Raw genomic sequence first — 23,113 nt, 5'->3', positions numbered from 1 at the left:
ATGTAACATATATTTTTTATATACCCCCCATGAATATTATATTTTTAAGTGTGCCTTACAAATTTAAACCGGAAAGTCATAATTTATGAATTTGGATGATTACAAAATTAACCAACATATGCTATATTGTGTATATATTAGTATTTATTTGTATTTATTAGTATATTAAGAAGGAGTCAAACTTCATGTTATGTGTAAAATAAAAATTGCAATACTTGACGACGATATAGACTGGATTGAATCTATAAAATTGTATTTAAATAGTTGTGAAGATATATCAATTGTAGGAACCGCCGTAAACCGCCAGGATTTGAGTGAACTATTGCAAGAGAGAAAAGATATTGACATAGTGCTTTTAGATATTATTTTAAATCAAAACAAATACGATGGAATATACATAGCAGCTGAAATTTTACATCTCTATGAAAACTTAAAAATAATTATGCTTACATGTTTGAATGAAGAAAAGTCAATAATTGATTCTTTTACTGCAGGTGCAATAAATTATGTCCTTAAAACCGATTATAAGCAAATTCCCTACACAATAAGAACTGTTTTTAATCGGTGCTGCCCCACTGAAATACTTGCTAAAAGCTTTGCAAAACAACAAGAGGAGAAAATGCTGGATATTCTAACCAAATCCGAAAGAGAAATCATAAATTTAATACAACAAGGATATACTCAGTCAAAAATTGCAAAAATTCTATATAAATCACAGGGAACTCTGCGATGTCAAATCAATAAAATAATTAAAAAATTTGGGGTAAGCAGTAGTAAGGAAGCCGTTGAAAAAATAACTATGAGAGGTTTTTACAAAAACAAATCTTAAAGAGTTAAGAGGCATGGACTGTGTTTATCGTATATTCATTAATGCTGGTATTTGGTCTTATATTTCTAAGTTTAAATCCAAAAGATAGTAAGTATCGATGGATATGCTTTGCACTGTTTACTTGTGTTATTGGCGGACTGGTAGCTCATTATGTAAAAGAAACTTTTGGCAGCAATATGCTTCCGAAAGAATACTTTAAATCCTCAAGTGTGAAATATTTACCGCTCTATCTCCTTGATACCTATTCTTTTTATTTCTTTCCATATTCCTTTTTAATGTTTAGCATGACCCACGCCCTGTCCGCAAATGCATTTTTTTTAAAGCATAAAAGAAAAATTTATCTTATTTTTTTAATGCCAATCATACTTTTTTACCTCATCTTTAATGTCTACCCCAAGGTAAATCCCAGTTTGATAATTATTGTAGTATGGGCCGGCATTTATATAATATTATCCAATTCATTCCTTATTTACTCCTATATAAAAGCCGATATAAAAGCAGAAGCTCTTATTGTCTGCATCACTTTGATTCCGGGAACCTCCCTAACAGTCTATACAGACTATATTCTGGTACTTTGTAAGAACTTCTCAATCTGGAATTATCATGATTTAATTGCTTTCGTTTCAGTGCTCATTGCTATATTTTTAGCTATGAAGCATGGGATTATGGGAATAAAAATCAAAATTGAAAAAAAAGATATTGAAACTTCAATGAAACCTGCTTATCCGGGAATCAGTATAATTAATCATTCATTGAAAAGTGAAATTTCAAAGATTTCTATGTGTGCTGATTCCATACAAGAAAACAACATCACGCAGAATGATATTATAGAAAAAAGCGTTATAATTATTAGAAACTCACTTTCGCATTTATCCAATTTGATGAATAGAACAATGAAAAACACAAGGGATATTATATTAAGTAAAAAATTAGTATCTCTTAAAGATATAATTGACTCTGCAATCAATTTAAATGAAATTGATATAAAACAAGCCAGTATCGATATTTTCAAGAATTACGACAGCAATATCCAGCTTCTTTGCGATGAAACACATACAATAGAAGTAATAAATAATGTACTCAGAAACTCCATTGAGGCCATTGGAGAAAATGGTGAAATAAGAGTTTCAACGGGTACTAGTAAAAAATTTATTTTCATAAAAATTCAAGATACGGGAATTGGAATACCCTCTAATAAAATTTCAAGTGTAATTTTACCATTCTTTACCACTAAGAACAAAGATTCAAATTTTGGTCTTGGCCTTTCCTACTGCTATAATGTAATGAAAAAGCATAACGGCTTCTTAGAAATATCAAGCAATGTAGGACATGGAACTTCAGTGTCCTTGTATTTCCCAATACATAGGAAAAAATATATAGGCAAATAATATTGCATCATTTTATTTTCTTTACACCATAGCTTCTTGACAATAAAGCATTTTTTAATATATGGTAATAGTTAGCTATTAAAACTTAACAATTTAATGGAGGCACATAATGCAGGAACATCTTTCATGGCTATATAAATATTTATTGGAAACATACAAAAGTCCCATACTTGAAAATTTCCTTAAGCTTGAAATAGTTGATTTGTCTGAAGGGAGATTTACATGTAAAACAAAAATCACAGACAAGCACTGTAATATCTATGGCTTTGTTCATGGAGGTACTCTGGCTTCATTATCTGATATAGTTATGGGTGTTTCCTGTATTACGCTTAAAAAGCGGGTTGTAACAATTGATATGAGCAACAGCTATATTAAAAATTCACCCGTAGGTTGCAGCCTGACTGCGGTAGGCGAGGTAGTAAGCAATGGTAAAACCATTATGAGAGCTTCCGGCCAGATATTCAATGAAGATAACCAGCTTCTTGTCCGTTCTCAGGCATCATATTTTGTAACTGGTAATTTTTGCGAAAACGATTACCCTGTACTAAGCAAAATGCCTCAATGATTTTAAATCATGAGACATTTTGCCAGTGGACTATCTAACTATATTATAGGAGGATTTTGCTGATGAAAACTAAATCAAACTGTGATTGCTGTATAAATTACCTGTACGACGAAGAATACAGCTCTTATTACTGTCAGGTAAATCTGGACGAGGATGAAATGCTAAGGTTTATGACAAAAGCCTTTAACAGCTGCCCCTACTTTCAATTTAATGATGAATACAAAACCGTAAGAAAACAGATGTAAAATTTCTACGGTTTTCCCGTGGTCAGAATGTTTTTTGCTCTGTCCACTTCTTCTTGTGAAGGGGAGGGCACTCCTTCCAGAGGGTACTCAACATTCAGCTTCTCCCATTTCACTTTTCCCATTGAGTGGTACGGAAGAACCTCTATTTTTTCTATATTTTTGAATCCCTTTAAATAATTGTATGCCGCCAGCAAGTCTTCTTCATTGTCGGTATAACCCGGAACAAGGACGTATCTTATCCAGACCGGTTTTCCTATTTCACCGAGATAGCTTGTAAACAGCTTTATTCGCTCATTTTCAACACCTGTCAAGTCCAAATGCTTCTTTGCATTTGCCTGTTTTAAGTCCAGAAGTACAAGGTCTGTATATTCAAGTGTTTCCTTTACATCTTCAACATTGACATAGCCGGAAGTGTCCACAGCAGTATGTATCCCCGCTTCACGGCACAGCTTAAACAGCTCCCTTACAAAATCCTGCTGTATTAACGGCTCTCCTCCGCTGACTGTTATTCCTCCATGTGAGGCTTCTATAAAGTTCTTGTATTTGAGTAATTCCTTCATAACCTCCTGAGGGGTATACAGTTTTGCTCCCTCGGAGCTCCATGCGTCTCTGTTATGACAGTACTTGCATCTCAGGGGACAACCTTTTAAAAATACTATAAATCTTATTCCGGGACCATCTACAGTCCCGAAGGTTTCAAATGAGTGTACTCTTCCTTTGATTTCCATCAGAATTACCTCCTTAAAACTTGCAACCCCGTATGAAAATTAATCCTTAGCAGATTCCAAGGAAATTAATTTGTCACTCTTATCCCTCGGAACCTGTCCGGCTGAAACTATATATTTTCGTGTATAGTTCTGTTAATTACATCAAGCTGCTGTTCTCTTGTCAATTTTATAAAGTTTACCGCATAACCGGAAACCCTTATTGTAAGCTGAGGATACTTTTCAGGATGCTCCATTGCATCCATAAGCATTTCCCTTTCAAAAACATTAATATTAATGTGATGTCCGCCTTCCTTAAAGTAGGAGTCTAACATTGACGAAAGGTTACTTATCCTGGTATCTTCCTCTCTTCCCAGTGCTTTTGGGATTATGGAGAATGTATAAGATATACCGTCCTGTGCAAACTGGTAAGGCAGCTTTGAAATTGACTGAAGTACTGCAAGTGCTCCATTCAAGTCCCTTCCGTGCATTGGGTTTGCACCCGGTCCGAAGGGTTCTCCTGCTTTTCTTCCGTCAGGTGTATTTCCTGTCTTCGCTCCGTATACAACATTTGATGTAATAGTGAGTACTGAAAGAGTTGGAACAGAATGTCTGTAAGTCCTCTGTTTTTCCAATTTTTCCATAAAACGTTTAACCAGCATTACTGCTATATTGTCTACACGGTCGTCATTGTTTCCAAACTTCGGGTAATCTCCTTCTATATCATAGTCGGTAGCAAGCCCATCTTCATTCCTTATTACCTTTACCTTTGCATACTTGATAGCGCTCAGTGAGTCTGCAACTACTGATAATCCTGCTATTCCACATGCCATAGTTCTTAATATATCCTTGTCATGCAAAGACATCTGTAGTCTTTCATATGCATACTTGTCGTGCATATAGTGTATAATATTCAGAGTGTTGATGTAAAGCTTTGCAACCCATGTAAGTACTGCATCGAATCTCTTCATTACATCATCATAATCAAGATATTCAGTCTCAACTGCCTGCATTATAGGCCCTACCTGAACCCCTGATTTTTCGTCACGGCCTCCGTTAATTGCATACAGCAAAGCTTTTGCCATATTGCAACGGGCTCCGAAGAACTGCATCTGCTTTCCAATTCTCATAGCCGAAACACAGCATGCTATACCATAGTCATCGCCCCAGTAATACCTCATTATGTCGTCGCTCTCATATTGAATAGAGCTTGTGTTAATGGAAACATATGAGCAGTATTTTTTAAAACCGTCAGGAAGATGTACTGACCATAGAACCGTTAAATTTGGTTCAGGTGCGTGTCCCAGATTAAACAAGGTATGCAGCATCCTAAAGGAATTCTTGGTTACCAGCGTACGTCCGTCAAGGCCCATACCTCCTATACTCTCAGTTACCCATGTAGGGTCGCCGGAAAACAGTTTTTCGTATTCGGGAGTCCTTAGAAATCTTACTAATCTGAGTTTCATAACAAAGTGGTCCACAAGTTCCTGAGCCTCCTCCTCCGTAAGTACGCCCTCCTTTATATCCCTCTCTATATAAATATCAAGGAAGGTTGAAACTCTGCCGAGACTCATAGCGGCACCGTTCTGCTCCTTTACTGCTCCCAAGAAACCAAAATACAACCATTGGAAGGCTTCCTGTGCGGTTTCAGCAGGCCTTGAAATATCAAAGCCATACATTTCTGCCATTTGTTTTAAGTACTCAAGGGCTTTTATCTGACTTTTTGTTTCTTCCCTCTCCTGAATGGTCTCACTGTCCATATAATCCATTTCAAGACTTGTCAGCTGCTTCTGTTTATCGTCAATAAGTCTGTCAACCCCATACAGTGCAACCCTTCTGTAATCCCCGATTATTCTTCCTCTACCGTATGCATCCGGCAGCCCGGTTATAATTCCTGCTTTTTTTGCTCTCATCATTTCAGGAGTATATACATCGTAGACACCATCATTATGAGTTTTGCGGTACTCAGTAAAAAGCTTAACAACACTTTCATCAATCTTTTTACCATAAGCCTCACCGCCCTTTACCACCATTCTGATTCCACCAAATGGCATTATACCCCTTTTCAAAGGTTGGTCAGTCTGTAATCCTACAATTTTTTCCAGTTCTTTATCTATATACCCGGGGTCATGAGAAGTCATTGTTGATATTATTTTTGTATCAACATCAAGAACTCCTCCGTTCTTTCTTTCCTCCTCCAGTTTGTCACTGACTTTCTTCCAAAGTTTTTGTGTCCTTTCCGTCGGACCCTTTAAAAAGGAAGCATCCCCCTCATATGGTGTATAATTATTTACTATAAAATCCCTTACATCTATTTCCTCGGACCAATTTCCGTTTTTGAAATATCTCCATGCGTCCATTGTAAACACCTCTTTTTATATTGTGTTATTATATTTATACCCAAAATAAGAAGTGAAAACCAACAAAATTACTGGGAATTATTAGCACGGTTAAAAATAGATGTAACATATTATTATGACAAAACATCAAACTGACTATCCCAAGGTATTTCCATACTTTTTGTATATCAGTTGACGGGCTTTTTGTATATGGCTTTTATGAATATCAAGTCTTTGTGGCACAATGTTTCTAGTACTTGCAACCTCCCTTGAAGAAGAACTTTCTAAGTTTACAATTATACATTTTATACCTTCAGACGTTAAATAAGAGTATATTTCTAACATATTTTTATTATCAAATCCATTAGAAAAGATTAGTGTCTCCCATTTTTCTTCTAAAAAGAAAACCTTGACTAACGAATGTATTAAAGCTATTAAAAAAGCTATCCCGGAAAAAATAAATATGTAATTCATAAAGTATTCCTTTCACACTGATATTTTAGTTAAAGTTTAACATTTAATAGAATTTATGTAAAATTAGCAATCCTTAAAGAGCAACACTTTCATGAAATTATGACTATTACTTTACTCAATTTAACTTTCTCCTAAAAAAGAAGAGTATCACCCACCACTTCTCAAGTAGTCTGGCGATACTCACTTTAGATGCTTTTTCAGCAATAAATATTCTGCTTTTAATATCTGCTTATTCCTATTTAACTCATTTGGGACTTAATGTCGCTTAATATATTTTAGACTAAAAACCATGATACATTGAATATGCAAGGTGAAAAATGGTCTCCTCGTCTCTTACGTTTGTATTATCGCTCATATACGCCTGAACTCCGCATACATCGAAATACTGATAGGAAACACCTGAATCGTGCATTTCACCACCCACTCCCGAAGGCAAACCAATTGAAATATTAAATCTGCCTGACGAATCAGTTATACCGGTACCGGTTCTGACAGCATTTGAAGGTGTGTTATTTCTGTCCCAGTACGGATTATAGTACATTCCTGTAACTCCCACTCCTGCAACGGCATATGTAACATTTGTAGCAGGGTCTTTTACAGTTGCAACACCTGAAATTGTTAACGTTCCTGTGCCTGTCCTGAAATGTGCTCCATAGCCTGGATAGTTAACTACATAATTCAAGCCTTCTGTTCCGTTTAAATCTGTAATTGTAATAGTGTCTGCTCTTAATATGGGAGTAACTGTCAATGTATAGTTCTGAATATCTGCATCGTTATATTCTTCCATGGTTTTTGCATTGCACACCCTTATATAATATGTTCCGGTGCCAACAGAGAAATTATTACCGCTTGGATTTACCATCTGCATAGCAAGTCCTGATGTTGAAGCATTCTTATATACCTGAACTGAACAGGTATTGGCAGACGCAGTAGTGGCTGTAATCTGTAATTTGTCATATATTCTGCTGCTTGGTACTGTGATAGCGTACCAATCGTTGTCTATCGGTGAACTCAAGTTTCTTGTGTTTACATATGCCCCAGCTGTTCCATATGTAAATGCAAGCGCCTGACTTGCATGCTCATCTATTTCGTAGTTATCACAAGCACTGCTTACTGAATAATCTAATTTAAATGTTTCACTTACACTTCCGCCGTTTGAAGAGTGAACATATAAATAATATGTAGCCGTTGCATCACCTGAGGTTATATACCCCAGAGCTTCCGGCAAGGTTCCGCTGGTTCCGTTAATCTGTGTGAAGTATTCTGAGCCACGCAGAATATTTCCTTGTGAATCCAGCAAATATAAATCATAATCCAAATTAGGATTTGCAGGAGTTGTCAACTGTGCTTGAAGGTATATTCCCGGCTGTAAATTCAGAGAATATATTTTTGCGTCACCTGTTGCAGATAAAGTTCCGCTTACAGTACCTGCCACAACTGTTGATTGGGCAGCAACTTCTGAATCTGAAGTTGCTGCTTTCCCAGCAGCACTCTGCAGTCTTCCCTTCTTGATACGTGAAATATCAACTTTCTTCTCCAGCTTATTGGGCACGGCCATATTTTCAGCAGAAGCTAAATTTGTAACCTGTACAGCTTCCTGACTCTTTATTTCTTTATTTGGCGAATACTCAACATGCATTTTTGCATCCGTATTTTCTGCTGCAAGTACATTCATTGGGCAAACAATGGCTAATGACATTGAAACAACCATCAGCAATGACAGCAATTTCTTTTTACTAAAGTTCATATAAAATCTCTCCTTGTTGTATATAGTTAGTCGTCCGACTATCTTGAAGTTATGAGGAAAAAACTTTATTTAGCAAATATAAAAAAGCAGTACAGCACCCTCCCTTCGTTGCAAGACTTACATTGTGACTAAACACTGTACTTTTTGAGTTTATCTATTGCCTAGATTATTGTCAATATCACCCATATATGTAATTTATTTAATATGCTTGGTATCAGGTATGCCTTCCTATGACGGAGGTGCAAAATATTTAGTGCTTTTCTCTATAATTTTACCCTTCCAGTCCGTAACCTGGCACAAAATCTCATAATTAACCGATGCTTCTAAATGACAGATAAAATAGTTACTGCTCTCTGCATCAACGATTTTTTTACCATTTTTATCAATATGAGTAACGGTTATTTTAGACTGCTGTTCAGGTATACCCAAAATGTCACATCCGATATAAAAATCCCCATCTTCTCTCTTCTCAATATGTATGTCACCTATTGATGTTTTTTCTTTAACCAAACCATCAGGAAGTTTACTTTTTATATACACAGCCAGAACGTTCTGATGGGCTGCTATTGCCTCATTATAACGTTTTATCAACTCTTTATTATTTTTTTGTTTAGCCAATTGGTCTGCTTCCTTGAACTGCTTTACTATTTTGTTTATGTCTTCAATGTCACCGCCATAATTATCCAAATACTTCTTGCTGTTTTTGAAGCGGCTTTCATTATATATAACGCTCAAATCATAGGTTGGTTCAAAATTTGAGTTTTCCCAAACAAGTTCATTTCCTACAAATTTATAATTACCGGGATACAGATCAGTAATGTAATACGGCTGCATGTCTCCCAGTTTAAATGTTACTTTTGCCTTGCCTATTGTGCCTTTCCAAGCCGCACCCGTACGTATTACATAGCCCGAAAAAATATTTGATATAGAATCATATGTCGGGTTAAACGAATATGTATTTTTAACAATGATTCTTTGGCCGGGTTTTATATTCACTTTAAAAGTATACCATTGGCTGAACTTATCATATGGTTTATCCGAGTCTTTTTTGGGAGTATTCTTTTCTTTTTTTACAGCAATCTTTTTACCCCCGATGTATGCCTTAAAATTATGAACTTCAAGATTGACGGGTTGTGAAATGTCATTATCATCTGTTAGTACACTTGGAAATCCCATCAATATTGTTTTGTGCTTTCCTGAATTATAAAAATGGAATTCACACTGAGCCGTGTTATTTTTCAAATCAACAACTACTGTTTCCTCCTCCATTCTTATATCGTCTTCTCCTATGGGGAATACCCCGTCAGGCATTCTTCCAAGGCAAGTATCGTCTGCATATACATTTCTGCAGGTCAAGCAAAGCAATACAATTAAAAGAGTAACAGCCGTGATTAAGCATTTCGATAATTTCAATACTAACACCTCCAACACAAACTTAATTTCCAAACTTTTTTTGTATTTATACCATTATTTTACTACATCTAATAACACATTAATATATCCCACCAGCTATTTCGATAATTCTGATATGACAGCACTGCGACTATCACTTATATGTTTTCTTCAAGCCATGTATGCACTATATTTATATCCTCTTTTTCCATAAAAGGATGCTCGCTGTTTTCAGCTACTGTCAACTTCTATTTCAGCAAAGCTCTCTGCATGTTCTTTACAAGACATTTTTCCGTGAACATGAATATATAACTTGTCTGATTCATCGCCCCAAATGATTGCAGGGATGCTGTTAATTTTAATATTTTGAGCTTTCATTTTTTTACCTTCAGCTATTGAGGTCATATCCTCACAGAACTCTATATATTGTTTTTTCCAAAACTGATATTTAGCGGGCATGAAGACCGACATAGCCAACACCCGCTTATAGAGTCCCCGTCTTCATTTAAATATACAGTTTCTTTGCAGTGGTCTGCTTTTGTTTCGCCACCGCCTAAAGCCTGTTGAGGACATGCCTGTATACACCGGGCACAGCCGGAAATACAAATTTCTTTTTCGATAGGAGCATCTCCATGAAGAGGCATATCAGTCATGACCGCACCAAGTTCCACCATACTTCCAAAGCGTGGAGTTAGCAACAGCTTATTTTTGCCGATGCTGCCCAGTCCGGCAAGAACGGCATAATGCCTGAGAGAAACTGCTCCCCAGTCCGGCTCCACCTCATCGTCTGCAGCAATGGCTATTGCTTGAAACCCCTTGGATATGATTTCTTGGGCTAACATCTGTGATATCATATCCACGGAAGAAATCATTTTGCAGAAATCCTTGTTATAGCATTCCCTGTCTTCGGCAGTATAGAAGTACCTGGGGAATTTTTTATAAAATACTATAATCGTTTTTACACCCGGTAAAACATCGTCAGCCCTCATGTGCCATGAAATGGAAGACTGCTCCTCAAGTGAAACAAACCCGCAATCATCAGCCCCAAGAGATAACAGAATCGTCTTTATCCTGTCAGTTTCTCTATTTATGTCTATAATCATACGTTTACCTTTCTATATTCTGGTGCCATAATATATACCACTAAAGGATGCTCTGCCGGGTGTCCTCGCATCCACTGCGCCCATGTATCAATCATCAAAACCGCATACTTAATAGTTTTTGATTAAGCAATTATTTACTGTCTTTAAGCTTTTCAATTATAAATTTCTCTGCAAAGTCTTTACTGAACGGCAGAACAATCCTTTCTGTTCCTGAAACAAGCACTGTCTGTTTTTTGCCATCCTTATCCTCGGTAATAACCTTTGCAGTTTTAGCATTTATTGTATGCTCCTGTCCCATGAGCTTTAGGGTAGCTGTACCGTTATCTACCGTAAAGCTGGGAAGATTAAAATAGATTACCACTCCGATTGCTATGACTGCAATAAGTATGCCAAGCTTCAGCAGACTTTTCGCTACCTTTGCAATAATAAGTATAACAAGAACCACCACAATAACCGGAACCAAGAAAGATGCGTTTAAAATACCAAGTCCCTTTAAAATTTCCATTATTTATTTTCTCCTCCGAAACGTAAAAATCAAAAACCTTTTATTACTTCTACCACTACCTGTTATTTTCCTTCTTTGATGAATTTCTGATATTTCAGAGGCTGCCCGTTTTCCCAAGGTCTATAATTATTGGCAAAATCAACTCTGGATTTAAAAGTAGGGTGGTCATAAGTCCAAAGCATATAAACAGAACCGGGTTCAGGCATTGTAAGACTTTGCTGATGAAGTTTCACAGTTGCTGTTGCAGTAGCAAAGTTATTCCTTGTAAGCTCCAGTTCAAAGCGGTCTGCCTCAGTTTCCATACTACGTGAGTATGCATTGGTTATAGGTGCCGTAAAAAACATCATCATGTTTATAAGAAGTATTATAAGCGGAAAGGCTGCTATATCCGAGACTTTGCCAAAACCAAGCCTTCCTTTTGCTTTTCTAAGTATATACCCCATCAGCCTATATATTAGGTACAAAATAAGAATACTTCCCAAGCCCCCGAAAACTATTGATTTCCAAACATGCCCCATAAGATAATGCCCCATTTCATGAGCTGTAACCCCCAGCACTTCATCTGTGTCCAGATAATTAATTGTTGTGTCCCACAGGACAATTCTCTTTGTATTGAATACCCCTGTCATATAAGCATTCATCTGGTTTGTTTCCTTGCTTTTATCCACCTGATAAACCTGACAGTCACCTATTGGTGTTTTATGGAGCAAATCTTCTATTTTCAAGGCTAGCTGACTGTCTTCAACAGGCTTATAATGATTGAATATAGGGTCGATTACCACAGGCTGTATATACGAAACTATAAACAGATACGGGATTGATATTAGTGCTATGTATAGCCACCAACGCTTTGGAGACTTTTTGATTATAAGAAACGGAACCCATATAATCGCCCCGGTTAAAACCGTATTTACAATGAAATTTTTGATTGTATCTGTCAGCCATTGAACAAAAGTCTGGTTTGACAAACCATATTGATGCATTCTGAAAAAACCCGTATATATATCCAGAGGCAGGTAGATAAGTGTTTCAATAACTGAATACACAATGAAATATAGAATAATTATTGAAATCCAACGACGGGCTCTTCCCGCTGCCCAATTTCTAATGTGAATAGACAGCTTTGAAAATATAAAAAAAGCAGGCACTGCAAAGCTGAGAAAAAGTCTTATCAGCCATGTTGTTACCTTGCTTTTCTGAAAATTAAAAGCCGCCTGTGTAGGCATTGTTACCTGAACAGTGTCAGGTACGGCTATTTGCCCGCTTTGGGGGTATGTTCTGAGAATATGGTTGTAATTTACTATTTCAGATACTGTTACAGCTGCTGCAAATAATACAAACAGGCTGATAAATACTATTATTATCTTGCGAAAATCCTTGGTCAATGTACTCAACCTCCAATTAACTATTAGGAATATGTCCACCTGTTAATTATATGATTGTACCACGCATTTTAATGTATTAACTCAGCTTTTTTAGTACATTTTTCCCTTTGAAATAACATTTACTATATTCAGGGCACTATCGCATATAACACAATCCGCATCTTTCCCCACTTCCAAAGTACCCTTTCTATCGTCTATTTTTAGCCTCTGAGCGGCATTTTTTGTGATAATGCCTATTGCCGTTTCCACAGGAATTCCCCTGTGTTTAATAGCTGTACGGACTTCGTCAAAAAGAATCTTGCAGCTTACAGTCTCCGAGGAAACCACGTTTCCGTTTTCATCAAAAGTTGGTACACTTCCGTAGGCATCTGAGCTGATTGTGATTCCTGAAAAGTCGAGATTTCTGTCTAAGACAGTCCTTAATGCATCATAGGTAGCAACACATTCCAAATCGCTGTCTGATGGAATAAAACCCGCTGTCAAGTCAATATTGCCGCCTTGTTTTAAATACTCCAAAGCCCTGTTAAAGAGTACTTTGGTACGGTTAACATGTGTAGGAAGAATGTGCTGTTTGGGTATTAAAGTCTCATTTGAAAGCCTGAACATATACTCCATTGCACTTTCACCCAGTCCAAGATGGAAATGCACCAATCCGGCTTTTCCTGAAATAATGGCACCGTTTCTGGTTTGAGCTGCAATTCTGCTTATTTCATCAAAAGACGGTTCAAAAGCCCTGCTGTCTGCAAGACAAATTTCACCCACCCCGATAACCTTATCAACAAAAACCATGTCGTTTTGTATGTTTCCCGTTAGTGTTATTACCGGAACCTGATATGAACCGGTATATATATAAGTTGAAAGGCCCTCCAGTTCCAGCTGGCGTGCTTTTGCATAAAGATTGGGCATATTTCTGGTAACGCCGTCTGCTCCAAGAACTCCTACAACTGTAGTTATGCCGTACTTGAGTATGTCCTCTGCCTTTGCTTCCTCAGTCCTTGTAGTAAAACCGCCTTCACCGCCTCCACCTGTTATATGGACGTGAAGGTCTATAAAGCCCGGAAACACTATTTTGCCGTCACAGTTAACTATCTCAACATCTTTAAACCCTGTAGGGTTTATATTGTCTTCAATTAAAGCCACCTTGTCAAAGCAAAGCAATATGTCTTTATTACCAATAAATTCCGGAGAATATACTGTTGCATCCTTTAACAGCTTGAACATATGTGCCTCCAACAATTTTTAAGAATTTACTATTATTATTTATAGTATCTTACTTAAAAATTCCTTTGTTCTGTCATCTTTAGGATTAGTAAAAATTTCATTTGGCGTTGCTTCTTCCTTGATTTTACCTTCATCCATAAATAGAACTCTGGTTCCAACCTCTTTTGCAAAGCCCATTTCATGAGTAACAACCACCATTGTCATTCCTTCTGCAGCAAGCTCTTTCATTACTTCAAGAACTTCTCCTACCATTTCCGGGTCAAGGGCTGAAGTAGGCTCGTCAAAAAGCATTACATCAGGGGACATAGCAAGGGCACGTACAATAGCTATACGTTGTTTCTGTCCTCCAGAAAGCTGTGCAGGATAGTTATTTGCCTTTTCCTCTAATCCTATACGCTTCAAAAGTGCCATAGCATTCTCTTTTGCCTGTTCAGGAGTCTGATTTTTGAGTTTTACAGGCCCGAGAGTTATGTTGTCAATAATAGATAAATGTGGAAATAGGTTGAAATTTTGAAAAACCATCCCCATTTTTTGCCTTTGTTTGTTTATATCATTGTTCTTGTCAGTTATATTTATTCCTTCTAAAATAATTTCACCGCCGGTAGGCTGCTCCAATAAGTTCAAACATCTGAGGAAAGTACTCTTACCGGAACCGCTGGGGCCGATTACAACTACAACCTCGCCCTTTTCAATGGTTACATCTATACCCTGCAGCACATGAAGGCTACCAAATTTCTTATGAAGATTCTTAACATTAATCACTTGTCCTCATCCTCCTTTCAGCATATCCCAGAAGCCTTGTAAGACTGAAGGTCAATAGGAAATATATAATAGCCGTAATTGCCAATGGCTCAAAAGGCCTGTAAATAGCACCTTGTATAATATTTGTGTTTCTCATAAGTTCACTTATACTGATAACAGACAATACGGAAGATTCCTTAATTACAACAACAAACTCATTTCCTAAAGCAGGAAGAATGTTTCTTAATGCCTGGGGGGCAATACAATGTATCTCATTGCCTGTCCATGAGTAAAACCGATGGACCTTGCCGCCTCCATCTGACCTTTGTCCACTGCCTGAATACCTGCCCGAATTATTTCAGCCACATATGCACCGCTGTTTACGGACATGGCTATAACACCGGGGATAAATCGCTCCAATTCTAAACCGAATATATGAAATTCCGGAAGTGATATCAGATAGAAAAAAAGTGTTATCTGAACTAGAAGTGGTGTTCCCCTTATAAACTCAATATAGGATGATGCAACTGCCTTTAAAACCTTGTTATGAGATATCTTCATTAATGCAATAACTGTACCTATAATAACGCCAAGTATTACGGTAAGAATTGCAATTACTATTGTGTTTGCGGTACCGCTTACAAAATAGTACCAATATTCACTTAAAAAGCTGAAATCCAAGCTAAACCCTCCCTATTATAAAAATTCTCCGAAAAACAAAACACAGGGGTGCCCATGGACATCCCCTTAGCTTTGACCTTCATATAATGTCAATTATTTCGATTTTGATGTTACATTCTTTTCATTAGCTTCCTGAACAAACTTTTCTATTAATCCGTCCTTCATAAGTCTGTCAAGGGTTTTGTTAATTTTGTCCACTAAGTTTGAATTACCTTTTTTAACTGCTATAGCAGATCCTCCTGTGTCATCCTTTACAGGAACATTAGTAAGTGCCAAATCGTTGTTGTTTTTAACATAACCGCTTGCAACCGGAAGTTCTACCACCAATGCATCTATTTTTTTGTTCTTTAATTCCATAACCAAATCAGGTATCTTGCCTAATGAAACAAGGTTTGCACCCTTAATCTGTTCTTGTACTATTTTTTCCTGTGTAGTTCCCAGCTGTGCACCAACCTTTTTATCCTTTAAGTCAGCAACAGTTTTATATTTGTCTTTGTCCTCAGCTCTTACCATTACACCTTGTTTTGCTTCATAATAAATCTTTGAAAAATCAACTGATTTTTTTCTCTTTTCGTCTGGATTCATACCCGCTATTACAATGTCCACCTTGTTTGTGTTAAGCGATGACAATAGTCCGTTGAAATCAGCATCCACAATCTGGAACTGAACGCCCATGTCTTTTGCAATCTCCTCTACTATGGAAATATCGATACCTACTATAGTATCCTTTCCATCTACCAGCATGTGATATTCATACGGCGCATAATCTCCGCTGGTACCTACAACCAATTTGCCGGTCTTTTCTATTCTCTTCATTGTTTCTCCGCCACCGCAACCTGCAATGGATATTCCGATAGTTGCAACAATAAGCAAGCAGAATATCCTCTTTAATAATCCTTTCTTCATTTTGAAATCCCCCTATTATTTTTCTACATAATAAAACATCGATGTGTACAATTATAAATTATTATGCATAAAAATTCAATACAATGCATAAATATTTCGTTCTATCGTAATTTTCTTACAGTGTATGTAAATTTCCTTTATTCTCTGATTTCAGGAAATATTTTATTTGAAGATATTTGATGAGACACCGCTAGATAGCCCCTATCTGTGCTAATCGTTTTAATCGCAAAAAATGTAACAGTAATGAAATTTTCATTTTAACAGTAATATTAATATAATGAACTAATGCGGTACTATATTTTTCCAATTATAATATAGTAATAATTAAAAATCAGAGGTGGATTGTATAATGATAAAAAAACTTTTATTGATTGGCACACTAATGATTGCCATACTATTTGAAAGTACAGCTGTATGTGGTGCAGCCGATGCAAAAGACAAAAAACAGTATCCGGAAGTGTCACAGTCGGCAGTGAAAATTGATACCACCGTACTTGATAAAACCCTTGATACTCAAAAAAAACAGCAGGAAGCCCAGAAGAAAAAGGAAGAGGCTGCTGCCAAGGAAAAACTACAGAAAAAAATAGCCCAACTGCAAAAAAGTATTACGGCCAATACATACATGAATTACATTAAGCAGCTTGGCTACTACAAAAAAGCTTATAAAAATGATGAAAAACTGAATATCAGAAATGCACTTCTTTTATTTCAAAGTAATCATAATATGAGTGTAACCGGTACATACGACACGGCAACAAAAAATATGCTTGTACAAAGACTCTCAAGCAACAAGTTTGCTTATCTTGACAATGTTATAAAAGCCCCCACTAAAGGAAGATGGATTGCAGTAAACAAGACCACCAGAGTTCTTACATTATATGAAGGTAAAAAGGTTTTGAAAAAATATGCTGTTGCAGTAGGTAATCCCGCTACCCTTACTAAATCAGGCAAGTATGTCGTTAACTGTAAGCTTATTGACCCTGATTGGGGAGGAGGAGGATTTGCAAAACCAGTAAGAGGCGGAACACCGCAAAATCCTTTGGGAACCCGTTGGATGGGGATAAACAGAACTGACGGTTCCTATGGGATACATGGCACAAATTCATTTTATTCTATTGGAAAATACATATCACATGGATGCATGAGAATGTCAAATTACTGTGTGGAAGAACTGTATCCTCTGGTTCCTATGAAGGCACCTGTCTGGGTAGGTACTCAGACCGAGCTAAAGAACTGGAGCATCACTCAACCTCAGTTCAAATAGCAAGTCTCGTAGAAAATTTTTATTATTGAATTTTAAACGTCATTGTGATAAAATACACAATACAAATACAAATGTCATCGAATGGTGGACACTTTATTGTTTTATTTGACTAAACCCATTCAATATCCTTTCAATAATATGAAAATCTACGAGTAGGAGGCATAAAAGATGTCTAAGCTAAAAGTTGGTATAATCGGTGGTACTGGAATGGTTGGACAAAGATTTATTTCACTTCTTGAAAACCATCCATGGTTCGAAGTTGTTTCCATTGCTGCCAGTGAAAAATCTGCAGGAAAGAGATACGATGAAGCAGTAGGTAATAGATGGAAGATGTCTACACCTATGCCTGAAAACGTTAAGAATATTGTAGTAAAAAATGCAACAGAGCAAGTTAAAGAAATTTGTGATGAAGTGGATTTCGTTTTCTGTGCAGTTGATATGAAAAAGGATGAGATAAAGAAGCTTGAGGAAGAATATGCAAAAAATGAAACTCCTGTAGTTTCAAACAATTCTGCACACAGGTGGACTCCTGACGTACCTATGCTAATACCTGAAATCAATGCAGATCATGTAAAGGCAATAGATGCTCAGAGAAAAAGACTGGGAACAAAATACGGCTTCATTGCCGTTAAGCCAAATTGTTCAATCCAAAGCTATGTTCCTGCTCTTACTCCTTTAATGAAATACGGTATTAAAAATGTTGTTGCAACTACTTACCAGGCAATTTCCGGCGCAGGAAAGAATTTCACAGACTGGCCTGAAATGCTCGATAATGTAATACCTTATATAGGCGGAGAAGAAGAAAAAAGCGAACAGGAACCATTGAAAATCTGGGGTAAAGTTGAGAACGGAGAAATCGTAAAGACTTCTTCACCTCTTATAACTACACAGTGTATAAGAGTACCTGTAACTGACGGTCATCTTGCCGCAGTATTTGTTTCCTTTGAAAACAAACCTTCAAAAGAAGAGATACTTGAGTTGTGGAAAGACTTCAAGGGTGAACCTCAGCTTTTAGATTTGCCAAGTGCTCCAAAGCAGTTCATTAAATATTTCGAAGAAGACAACAGACCACAAACCAAATTGGACAGAGATGCCGAGAACGGAATGGGTATAACTGCCGGAAGACTCCGTGAAGACACTCTTTATGACTATAAATTTGTTTGCCTCTCACATAATACTGTACGTGGTGCTGCAGGCGGCGGAGTACTAATGGCAGAGTACCTAAAGTCCCAAGGATATATCCATGCAAAATAAGCAATATTACCTATTTTTATTAAGAATAGGTAAATAATTTAGTATAATATGCCGATATTTGAGCTAGGTGAACAACCTAGCTTTTTTGTTATGTTCAAATTTATACCATATGTTAGTGTTCAATTTTCGTACAGGCAAAGGAGATCAAAATGGGCATAAAATCAGATTATGCAGGCCAATATTTGACCGGTCAGAATGAAACGATTATTTATGAAGGTAACAGAGTATCATCAGTTATTTTAATGCTTCAGGGGAAGTTAGATGTCTTACTGTCGCCCTTTGATAAAGCACCAAATGGTGGAGAATGCACAGCTGATGACAGCTGCCGTCTTTTCACCTTGGATCAGAATACTTTTTTAAGCATTAATGACATTTTGAAAAGCGGTAAGAACTCCTTTAGTTTAAGATCCCGGGAAGCTTGTAATTTATACTGTTTTCCTGCCTCATCTGCAAATGGCATCAGAGATATCATGAATACACAAAAGGATTATTCAACATATATTGTCTCTTCTCTGGCAACACTCATCGACCTGAGCTATGATTCATATCAGAAGCTTCTCCCTATATGCAGGAGTTTGGATATATTAGTAAAGAACCTATCCGTATATTACTGGGCTATAAAGGATAAGTACTATTTTAAATATTCTCCTGAGATAGAGAATCTGGATTATTACAAAAACGCTTATCAGGAAGCAAAAGATAATGGAGTACATATCTTTCCTGTTGATACTGATTCCTTATCAAATACATATATATGTGAAAATTGCAGCGAAGCCGAGGATGAAATAGACGGTGCGGATTTCGACTATTTTTCAAAGCTGCTTAATGTACCTCTTGAGCAGAGAAAGGGTTTTTTCAACAGCGAAAGCTATGTATGCGAATACCATATTAAAAATGGCTCTGAACTTATGGAGTCTCTTGTAGGTGAAATTAAGAACAAGCTATCCAAACTATACAGCAATATCAACTGTCTCTATACTGCTCCCGTAAACCTCATGTCTTCCTACGCAAAAATTACCGTAGATTCAAAAGATGATAAAGAAGCAGCACTGACTATTTATGGAATTATGGAGCAATCGGCTGTAGTTATTGCAAATTGTATTAGCAGACTTCAGAATGAGTTTGACTGTTTCAGCTCCATTACTGTTTCAAAGATTAATGAAATGGTTGAAGCTGTGAAGGATAAGGCATTCATAAACCGTATAACCCAAAATGATGATGGTACATATTCAGGAAATGAGCTTCCAAAGGAACTTGAAAACAGTCTTGATAAGATATTAACAATATGCGGCTGCACTATGGATTTCAAAGACAGTTTCAATAAACGGCTCTGTCATTTCAGAGCTCTAAAGGATAAATCCGCCAGCGACTCTGAAGCAAGAGAACTCAGATCTTCACTTACAGGCGATTTCTTTACTGTTTATGAAGCCGCTTTTAAAAAAGCACAGGAAAGCGAACAATACCCCAAAATTATAAGCATGTTCTTAAATTTTGGATATATGGATGAACGTCTTGTAACAAAAGAACAGGCGATTGCTTTGTACAGACTGTGCGATAAGGAATATCAAAAATCAAGATTCAATATATATAATTCAACAAAGTGGCTTCAGGAAATTTATAGTAACAAAAAAGAACCTTCTATTAATGATTTCGGACAGGATTACTATGATGTTTTCAGGGATATGAAGAAAAGAAAAATCGTTACAGATCTTGATAAGCCGGCATATGAAAAGGACTTTAATGCAAAGATAAGCTTTGAAATAAACAACATGTTAAAAACAAATCAGAAAGTATGCCATGGTCACATGAGCAGCTACTTTCCTATTCTGCACAGGGATATTATCACTCGTGACCTTGAGAAAGCAGTTGTAACTCCTCACAAGATTACTGATGCTATTATGAATATACTTGAGACTGATTTTTCAGTATTCTATAGAGAAATCTGGTATAAAAATGAAAAGAAGAATATTGAAAAAGAACCGATAATGAAAGAGATTCTTCCTGACATTATTATAGTGCCTACCTTCGGTTCCCGTGCATCTATGTGGCAGGAAATTACGGGAAGAGGCAGAAACACACCCGGAAGATTCATATTCCCTGCATTTACGGATGAAAACATATATGATATGGTACTGAAGCTTATGGGTACCTTCAGATGGGAACTGTGCAGAACTATGATGGGCGTGGCATGGAATGATATTACTGAAAAATCTCTGACCTCAGAGTACACTGATTACATTCAGTTCTATAAGAAAAATCATGATCTCTCAGAAGAAGCCAAGGGAAAAATCAAGGTACAAATACAGAAAAACAGGAACATGATGAAGGATATTTTCACAAGTGATTATGATATTTGGATAAATTATGAATCAAAGGGTATCCTCAGACTCAACAAAATAGCAAGATCAATATTATTCAGGCATTGTCCTCTTCCTATAGAGCAAAGGACAAATCTTGCAAAGCAGCCTGCCTTCGCAGACCTGTGTATGCAGTTGAATACCACCAGAGCCAAGACGGCAAAGTCTCTTACCAACCGATATAATAAATTATTCAAGAACGGTCCTATGGACGAGGATATGGAAGCAAATCTGATTTTCTACAGAGATTTGTAATAAGTTTATAAACTAAAAGGGGTTGTTGTAAAACCCCTTTTTATACCATTATCTCATCTACAATACTGCAATACATTCTATCTCCACTAAGACATCCTTTGGAAGTCTTGCAACCTCAACGCATGACCTTGCAGGATAATTGTCGGTAAAGAAGCTTTTGTATACATCGTTTATTGCTGTAAAGTCATTCATGTCTTTTATGAATACAGTAGTTTTTACAACGTTCCCCAGACCTGCACCGGCTCCTTTGAGAACCTCTGCAAGGTTTTTAATTGCTTGCTCTGCCTGTTGGGCAGCACCTCCGGCAACAACATTTCCGCTATTCGGGTCTATGGGAATTGCCCCAGAGGTATATATAACGTTTCCGCATTTTACCGCTTGTGAATACGGGCCTATAGCGGCAGGTGCCTTATCAGTTGATATAATTTGCAAATCCATCTTTTATCACTCCTTAATATTTTATATCTCTTCAATCTGCTTATTCATTTTTACATGTTTAAATTGTCTCTTGTTTGTGGCATAATCATCAACAATCTGCCCTTTGCCAATCAGCATGTATTTGTAGCTTAATAAGCCGTCCAAACCTACAGGGCCTCTTGCATGAAGCTTGCTTGTGCTTATTCCTACCTCGGCACCAAAGCCATATTTGAAACCATCGCTAAATCTTGTGGATGCATTCCAGAAAACATTGCCTGAATCAACAAGATTCATAAATTTAACCGCTGTTGTTTTATCCTTTGTCACTATGCTGTCAGTATGCCCTGAGCCATAAGTATTGATATGTTTTATTGCTTCATCCACACCAGAAACAATCTTTATGGATATAATGTAATCAAGGTACTCCGTTGCCCAGTCTTTATCACTGGCAGGCTTAACTTCTATGATTTTAGCTGTTTCTTCATCTCCGAATATCTCAACATTCTTTTTATCAAGTTCAGCCTTCAATCCCGGCAGAAATTCCTTTGCCACAGCGCTGTCCACCAAAAGGGTTTCTGTAGCATTGCACACTGCAACGTACTGAGTCTTTGAATCTACAGTGATTTTCTTTGCCATTTCCAAGTCTGCACCTGAATCCACATATACATGGCAAATACCATCTGCATGACCCATTACGGGTATCCTCGAATTATCCATTATATAACGTACAAATTCATTTGAGCCTCTCGGAATTACCAAATCAATGTATTCATCCATTTTCAGCATTTCACTTACGTCGTCCCTGCTTTCAAGAAGACTTATCCAGCCCTTTGGCAGTCCCGCTGCTACAGTAGCTTCTTCTATAACATCCGTCAGAACACGGTTTGTTTCCTTTGCCTCAGAACCGCCTTTAAGAAGAACACAGTTTCCGCTTTTAAGGCATAGGGTTGATATCTGCACAAGTGCGTCCGGCCTTGACTCAAAAATAATACCTATAACACCTATCGGGCAGGTAACTTTAAACAGCTCAAGGTCATCGTCCAACATATTTGAGAAGAGTGTTTTCCCTACAGGTTCTTCCAGAGACATGAGACTTTTAATTCCTTCTACCACATCATTTAATTTCTTTTCATCAAATTTAAGCCTTTTTAGAAGGGGTGAAGCCAGATTGTCCTTTTCGCTTCTTTCAAGGTCATGTTGATTTGCTTCGATAATTCTTTTACTGTTTGCAAGCAGTGCTTCAGATATTTTTAATAGTGCATTATTCTTAACTTCTCCGCTCAGTGCAGCCATTTTTACAGATGCCTCACCAGCATTTTCACACAATTGTCTTATGTCCAT

General features: G+C 37.0%; 21 protein-coding genes and 1 pseudogene. 7 read left to right on the top strand and 15 right to left on the bottom strand.

Annotation, left to right across the window (positions count from 1 at the left end):
* The first annotated feature begins 190 nt into the window (after window positions 1-190).
* The 4 genes from P0092_RS03695 to P0092_RS03680 all read left to right on the top strand — a co-directional run bounded on the left by P0092_RS03695 (window position 191) and on the right by P0092_RS03680 (window position 3,027).
* Window positions 191-829 (top strand): DNA-binding response regulator, encoded by a 639-nt coding sequence (locus P0092_RS03695; protein WP_004618833.1) that lies wholly within the window; start codon window positions 191-193, stop codon window positions 827-829.
* Between the two features lie 20 nt (window positions 830-849).
* A complete protein-coding gene (locus P0092_RS03690) occupies window positions 850-2,217 on the top strand; it encodes a sensor histidine kinase (protein ID WP_004618834.1) in 1,368 nt (455 codons plus the stop codon).
* A 106-nt stretch (window positions 2,218-2,323) separates the two neighbouring features.
* A complete protein-coding gene (locus P0092_RS03685) occupies window positions 2,324-2,782 on the top strand; it encodes a PaaI family thioesterase (protein ID WP_081580240.1) in 459 nt (152 codons plus the stop codon).
* A 62-nt stretch (window positions 2,783-2,844) separates the two neighbouring features.
* Window positions 2,845-3,027, top strand: a complete 183-nt coding sequence (locus P0092_RS03680) for a DUF6472 family protein (protein ID WP_004618837.1) — start codon at window positions 2,845-2,847, stop codon at window positions 3,025-3,027.
* Window positions 3,028-3,032: 5 nt separating this feature from the next.
* On the opposite strand, the gene pflA is transcribed toward P0092_RS03680, so the two are convergent.
* The 13 genes and pseudogenes from pflA to P0092_RS03615 all read right to left on the bottom strand — a co-directional run bounded on the left by pflA (window position 3,033) and on the right by P0092_RS03615 (window position 16,225).
* On the bottom strand, window positions 3,033-3,755 hold the full coding sequence (gene pflA, locus P0092_RS03675; protein WP_004618839.1) for a pyruvate formate-lyase-activating protein: 723 nt from the start codon (window positions 3,753-3,755) through the stop codon (window positions 3,033-3,035).
* Window positions 3,756-3,862: 107 nt separating this feature from the next.
* Window positions 3,863-6,091 (bottom strand): formate C-acetyltransferase, encoded by a 2,229-nt coding sequence (pflB, locus tag P0092_RS03670; RefSeq protein ID WP_004618841.1) that lies wholly within the window; start codon window positions 6,089-6,091, stop codon window positions 3,863-3,865.
* Window positions 6,092-6,226: 135 nt separating this feature from the next.
* Window positions 6,227-6,544, bottom strand: coding sequence for a hypothetical protein (locus tag P0092_RS03665; RefSeq protein ID WP_004618843.1), 318 nt, complete (start codon window positions 6,542-6,544; stop codon window positions 6,227-6,229).
* Between the two features lie 280 nt (window positions 6,545-6,824).
* On the bottom strand, window positions 6,825-8,291 hold the full coding sequence (locus P0092_RS03660) for a hypothetical protein (protein ID WP_004618844.1): 1,467 nt from the start codon (window positions 8,289-8,291) through the stop codon (window positions 6,825-6,827).
* 228 nt (window positions 8,292-8,519) lie between these two features.
* Entirely contained in the window at window positions 8,520-9,704 is a 1,185-nt protein-coding gene (locus tag P0092_RS03655) for a hypothetical protein (protein ID WP_004618847.1), read from the bottom strand.
* Window positions 9,705-9,914: 210 nt separating this feature from the next.
* Complete coding sequence (locus tag P0092_RS03650; RefSeq protein ID WP_158498413.1) at window positions 9,915-10,061, bottom strand: hypothetical protein; 147 nt, start codon at window positions 10,059-10,061, stop codon at window positions 9,915-9,917.
* A gap of 41 nt (window positions 10,062-10,102) precedes the next feature.
* Window positions 10,103-10,786, bottom strand: coding sequence for an epoxyqueuosine reductase (locus P0092_RS03645; protein ID WP_004618851.1), 684 nt, complete (start codon window positions 10,784-10,786; stop codon window positions 10,103-10,105).
* Between the two features lie 130 nt (window positions 10,787-10,916).
* Complete coding sequence (locus tag P0092_RS03640) at window positions 10,917-11,291, bottom strand: hypothetical protein (protein ID WP_004618853.1); 375 nt, start codon at window positions 11,289-11,291, stop codon at window positions 10,917-10,919.
* A gap of 62 nt (window positions 11,292-11,353) precedes the next feature.
* Window positions 11,354-12,676, bottom strand: coding sequence for a M48 family metallopeptidase (locus tag P0092_RS03635; protein WP_004618855.1), 1,323 nt, complete (start codon window positions 12,674-12,676; stop codon window positions 11,354-11,356).
* Between the two features lie 90 nt (window positions 12,677-12,766).
* Window positions 12,767-13,897 (bottom strand): beta-aspartyl-peptidase, encoded by a 1,131-nt coding sequence (gene iadA, locus P0092_RS03630; protein WP_004618857.1) that lies wholly within the window; start codon window positions 13,895-13,897, stop codon window positions 12,767-12,769.
* Between the two features lie 39 nt (window positions 13,898-13,936).
* Entirely contained in the window at window positions 13,937-14,659 is a 723-nt protein-coding gene (locus P0092_RS03625; protein WP_004618858.1) for an amino acid ABC transporter ATP-binding protein, read from the bottom strand.
* Window positions 14,652-15,319 (bottom strand): annotated as a pseudogene (locus P0092_RS03620) (amino acid ABC transporter permease). The gene P0092_RS03625 and the pseudogene P0092_RS03620 overlap by 8 nt, the downstream one beginning before the upstream one ends.
* Window positions 15,320-15,412: 93 nt before the next feature.
* Window positions 15,413-16,225 (bottom strand): ABC transporter substrate-binding protein, encoded by an 813-nt coding sequence (locus P0092_RS03615; RefSeq protein ID WP_004618862.1) that lies wholly within the window; start codon window positions 16,223-16,225, stop codon window positions 15,413-15,415.
* Between the two features lie 349 nt (window positions 16,226-16,574).
* On the opposite strand from P0092_RS03615, the gene P0092_RS03610 reads away from it, so the two are divergent.
* The 3 genes from P0092_RS03610 (at window position 16,575) to P0092_RS03600 (ending at window position 21,355) form a co-directional block, all read left to right on the top strand.
* On the top strand, window positions 16,575-17,489 hold the full coding sequence (locus tag P0092_RS03610; protein WP_276187073.1) for a L,D-transpeptidase: 915 nt from the start codon (window positions 16,575-16,577) through the stop codon (window positions 17,487-17,489).
* A gap of 168 nt (window positions 17,490-17,657) precedes the next feature.
* Window positions 17,658-18,743 carry an aspartate-semialdehyde dehydrogenase gene (asd, locus tag P0092_RS03605; RefSeq protein ID WP_004618867.1) on the top strand — a complete coding sequence of 362 codons (1,086 nt, stop codon included), beginning with the start codon at window positions 17,658-17,660 and terminating at the stop codon, window positions 18,741-18,743.
* 149 nt (window positions 18,744-18,892) lie between these two features.
* Window positions 18,893-21,355 (top strand): hypothetical protein, encoded by a 2,463-nt coding sequence (locus P0092_RS03600; protein WP_004618868.1) that lies wholly within the window; start codon window positions 18,893-18,895, stop codon window positions 21,353-21,355.
* A 57-nt stretch (window positions 21,356-21,412) separates the two neighbouring features.
* On the opposite strand, the gene P0092_RS03595 is transcribed toward P0092_RS03600, so the two are convergent.
* Both P0092_RS03595 and P0092_RS03590 read right to left on the bottom strand, forming a co-directional pair.
* On the bottom strand, window positions 21,413-21,793 hold the full coding sequence (locus P0092_RS03595) for a RidA family protein (protein WP_004618869.1): 381 nt from the start codon (window positions 21,791-21,793) through the stop codon (window positions 21,413-21,415).
* 21 nt (window positions 21,794-21,814) lie between these two features.
* Window positions 21,815-23,113, bottom strand: a complete 1,299-nt coding sequence (locus P0092_RS03590) for a glutamate-5-semialdehyde dehydrogenase (protein ID WP_004618870.1) — start codon at window positions 23,111-23,113, stop codon at window positions 21,815-21,817.

The organism is Ruminiclostridium papyrosolvens DSM 2782 (genome assembly GCF_029318685.1).
Lineage (GTDB): Bacteria > Bacillota > Clostridia > Acetivibrionales > DSM-1351 > Ruminiclostridium > Ruminiclostridium papyrosolvens.
This window is presented reverse-complemented; position numbering and strand designations above follow the sequence as displayed.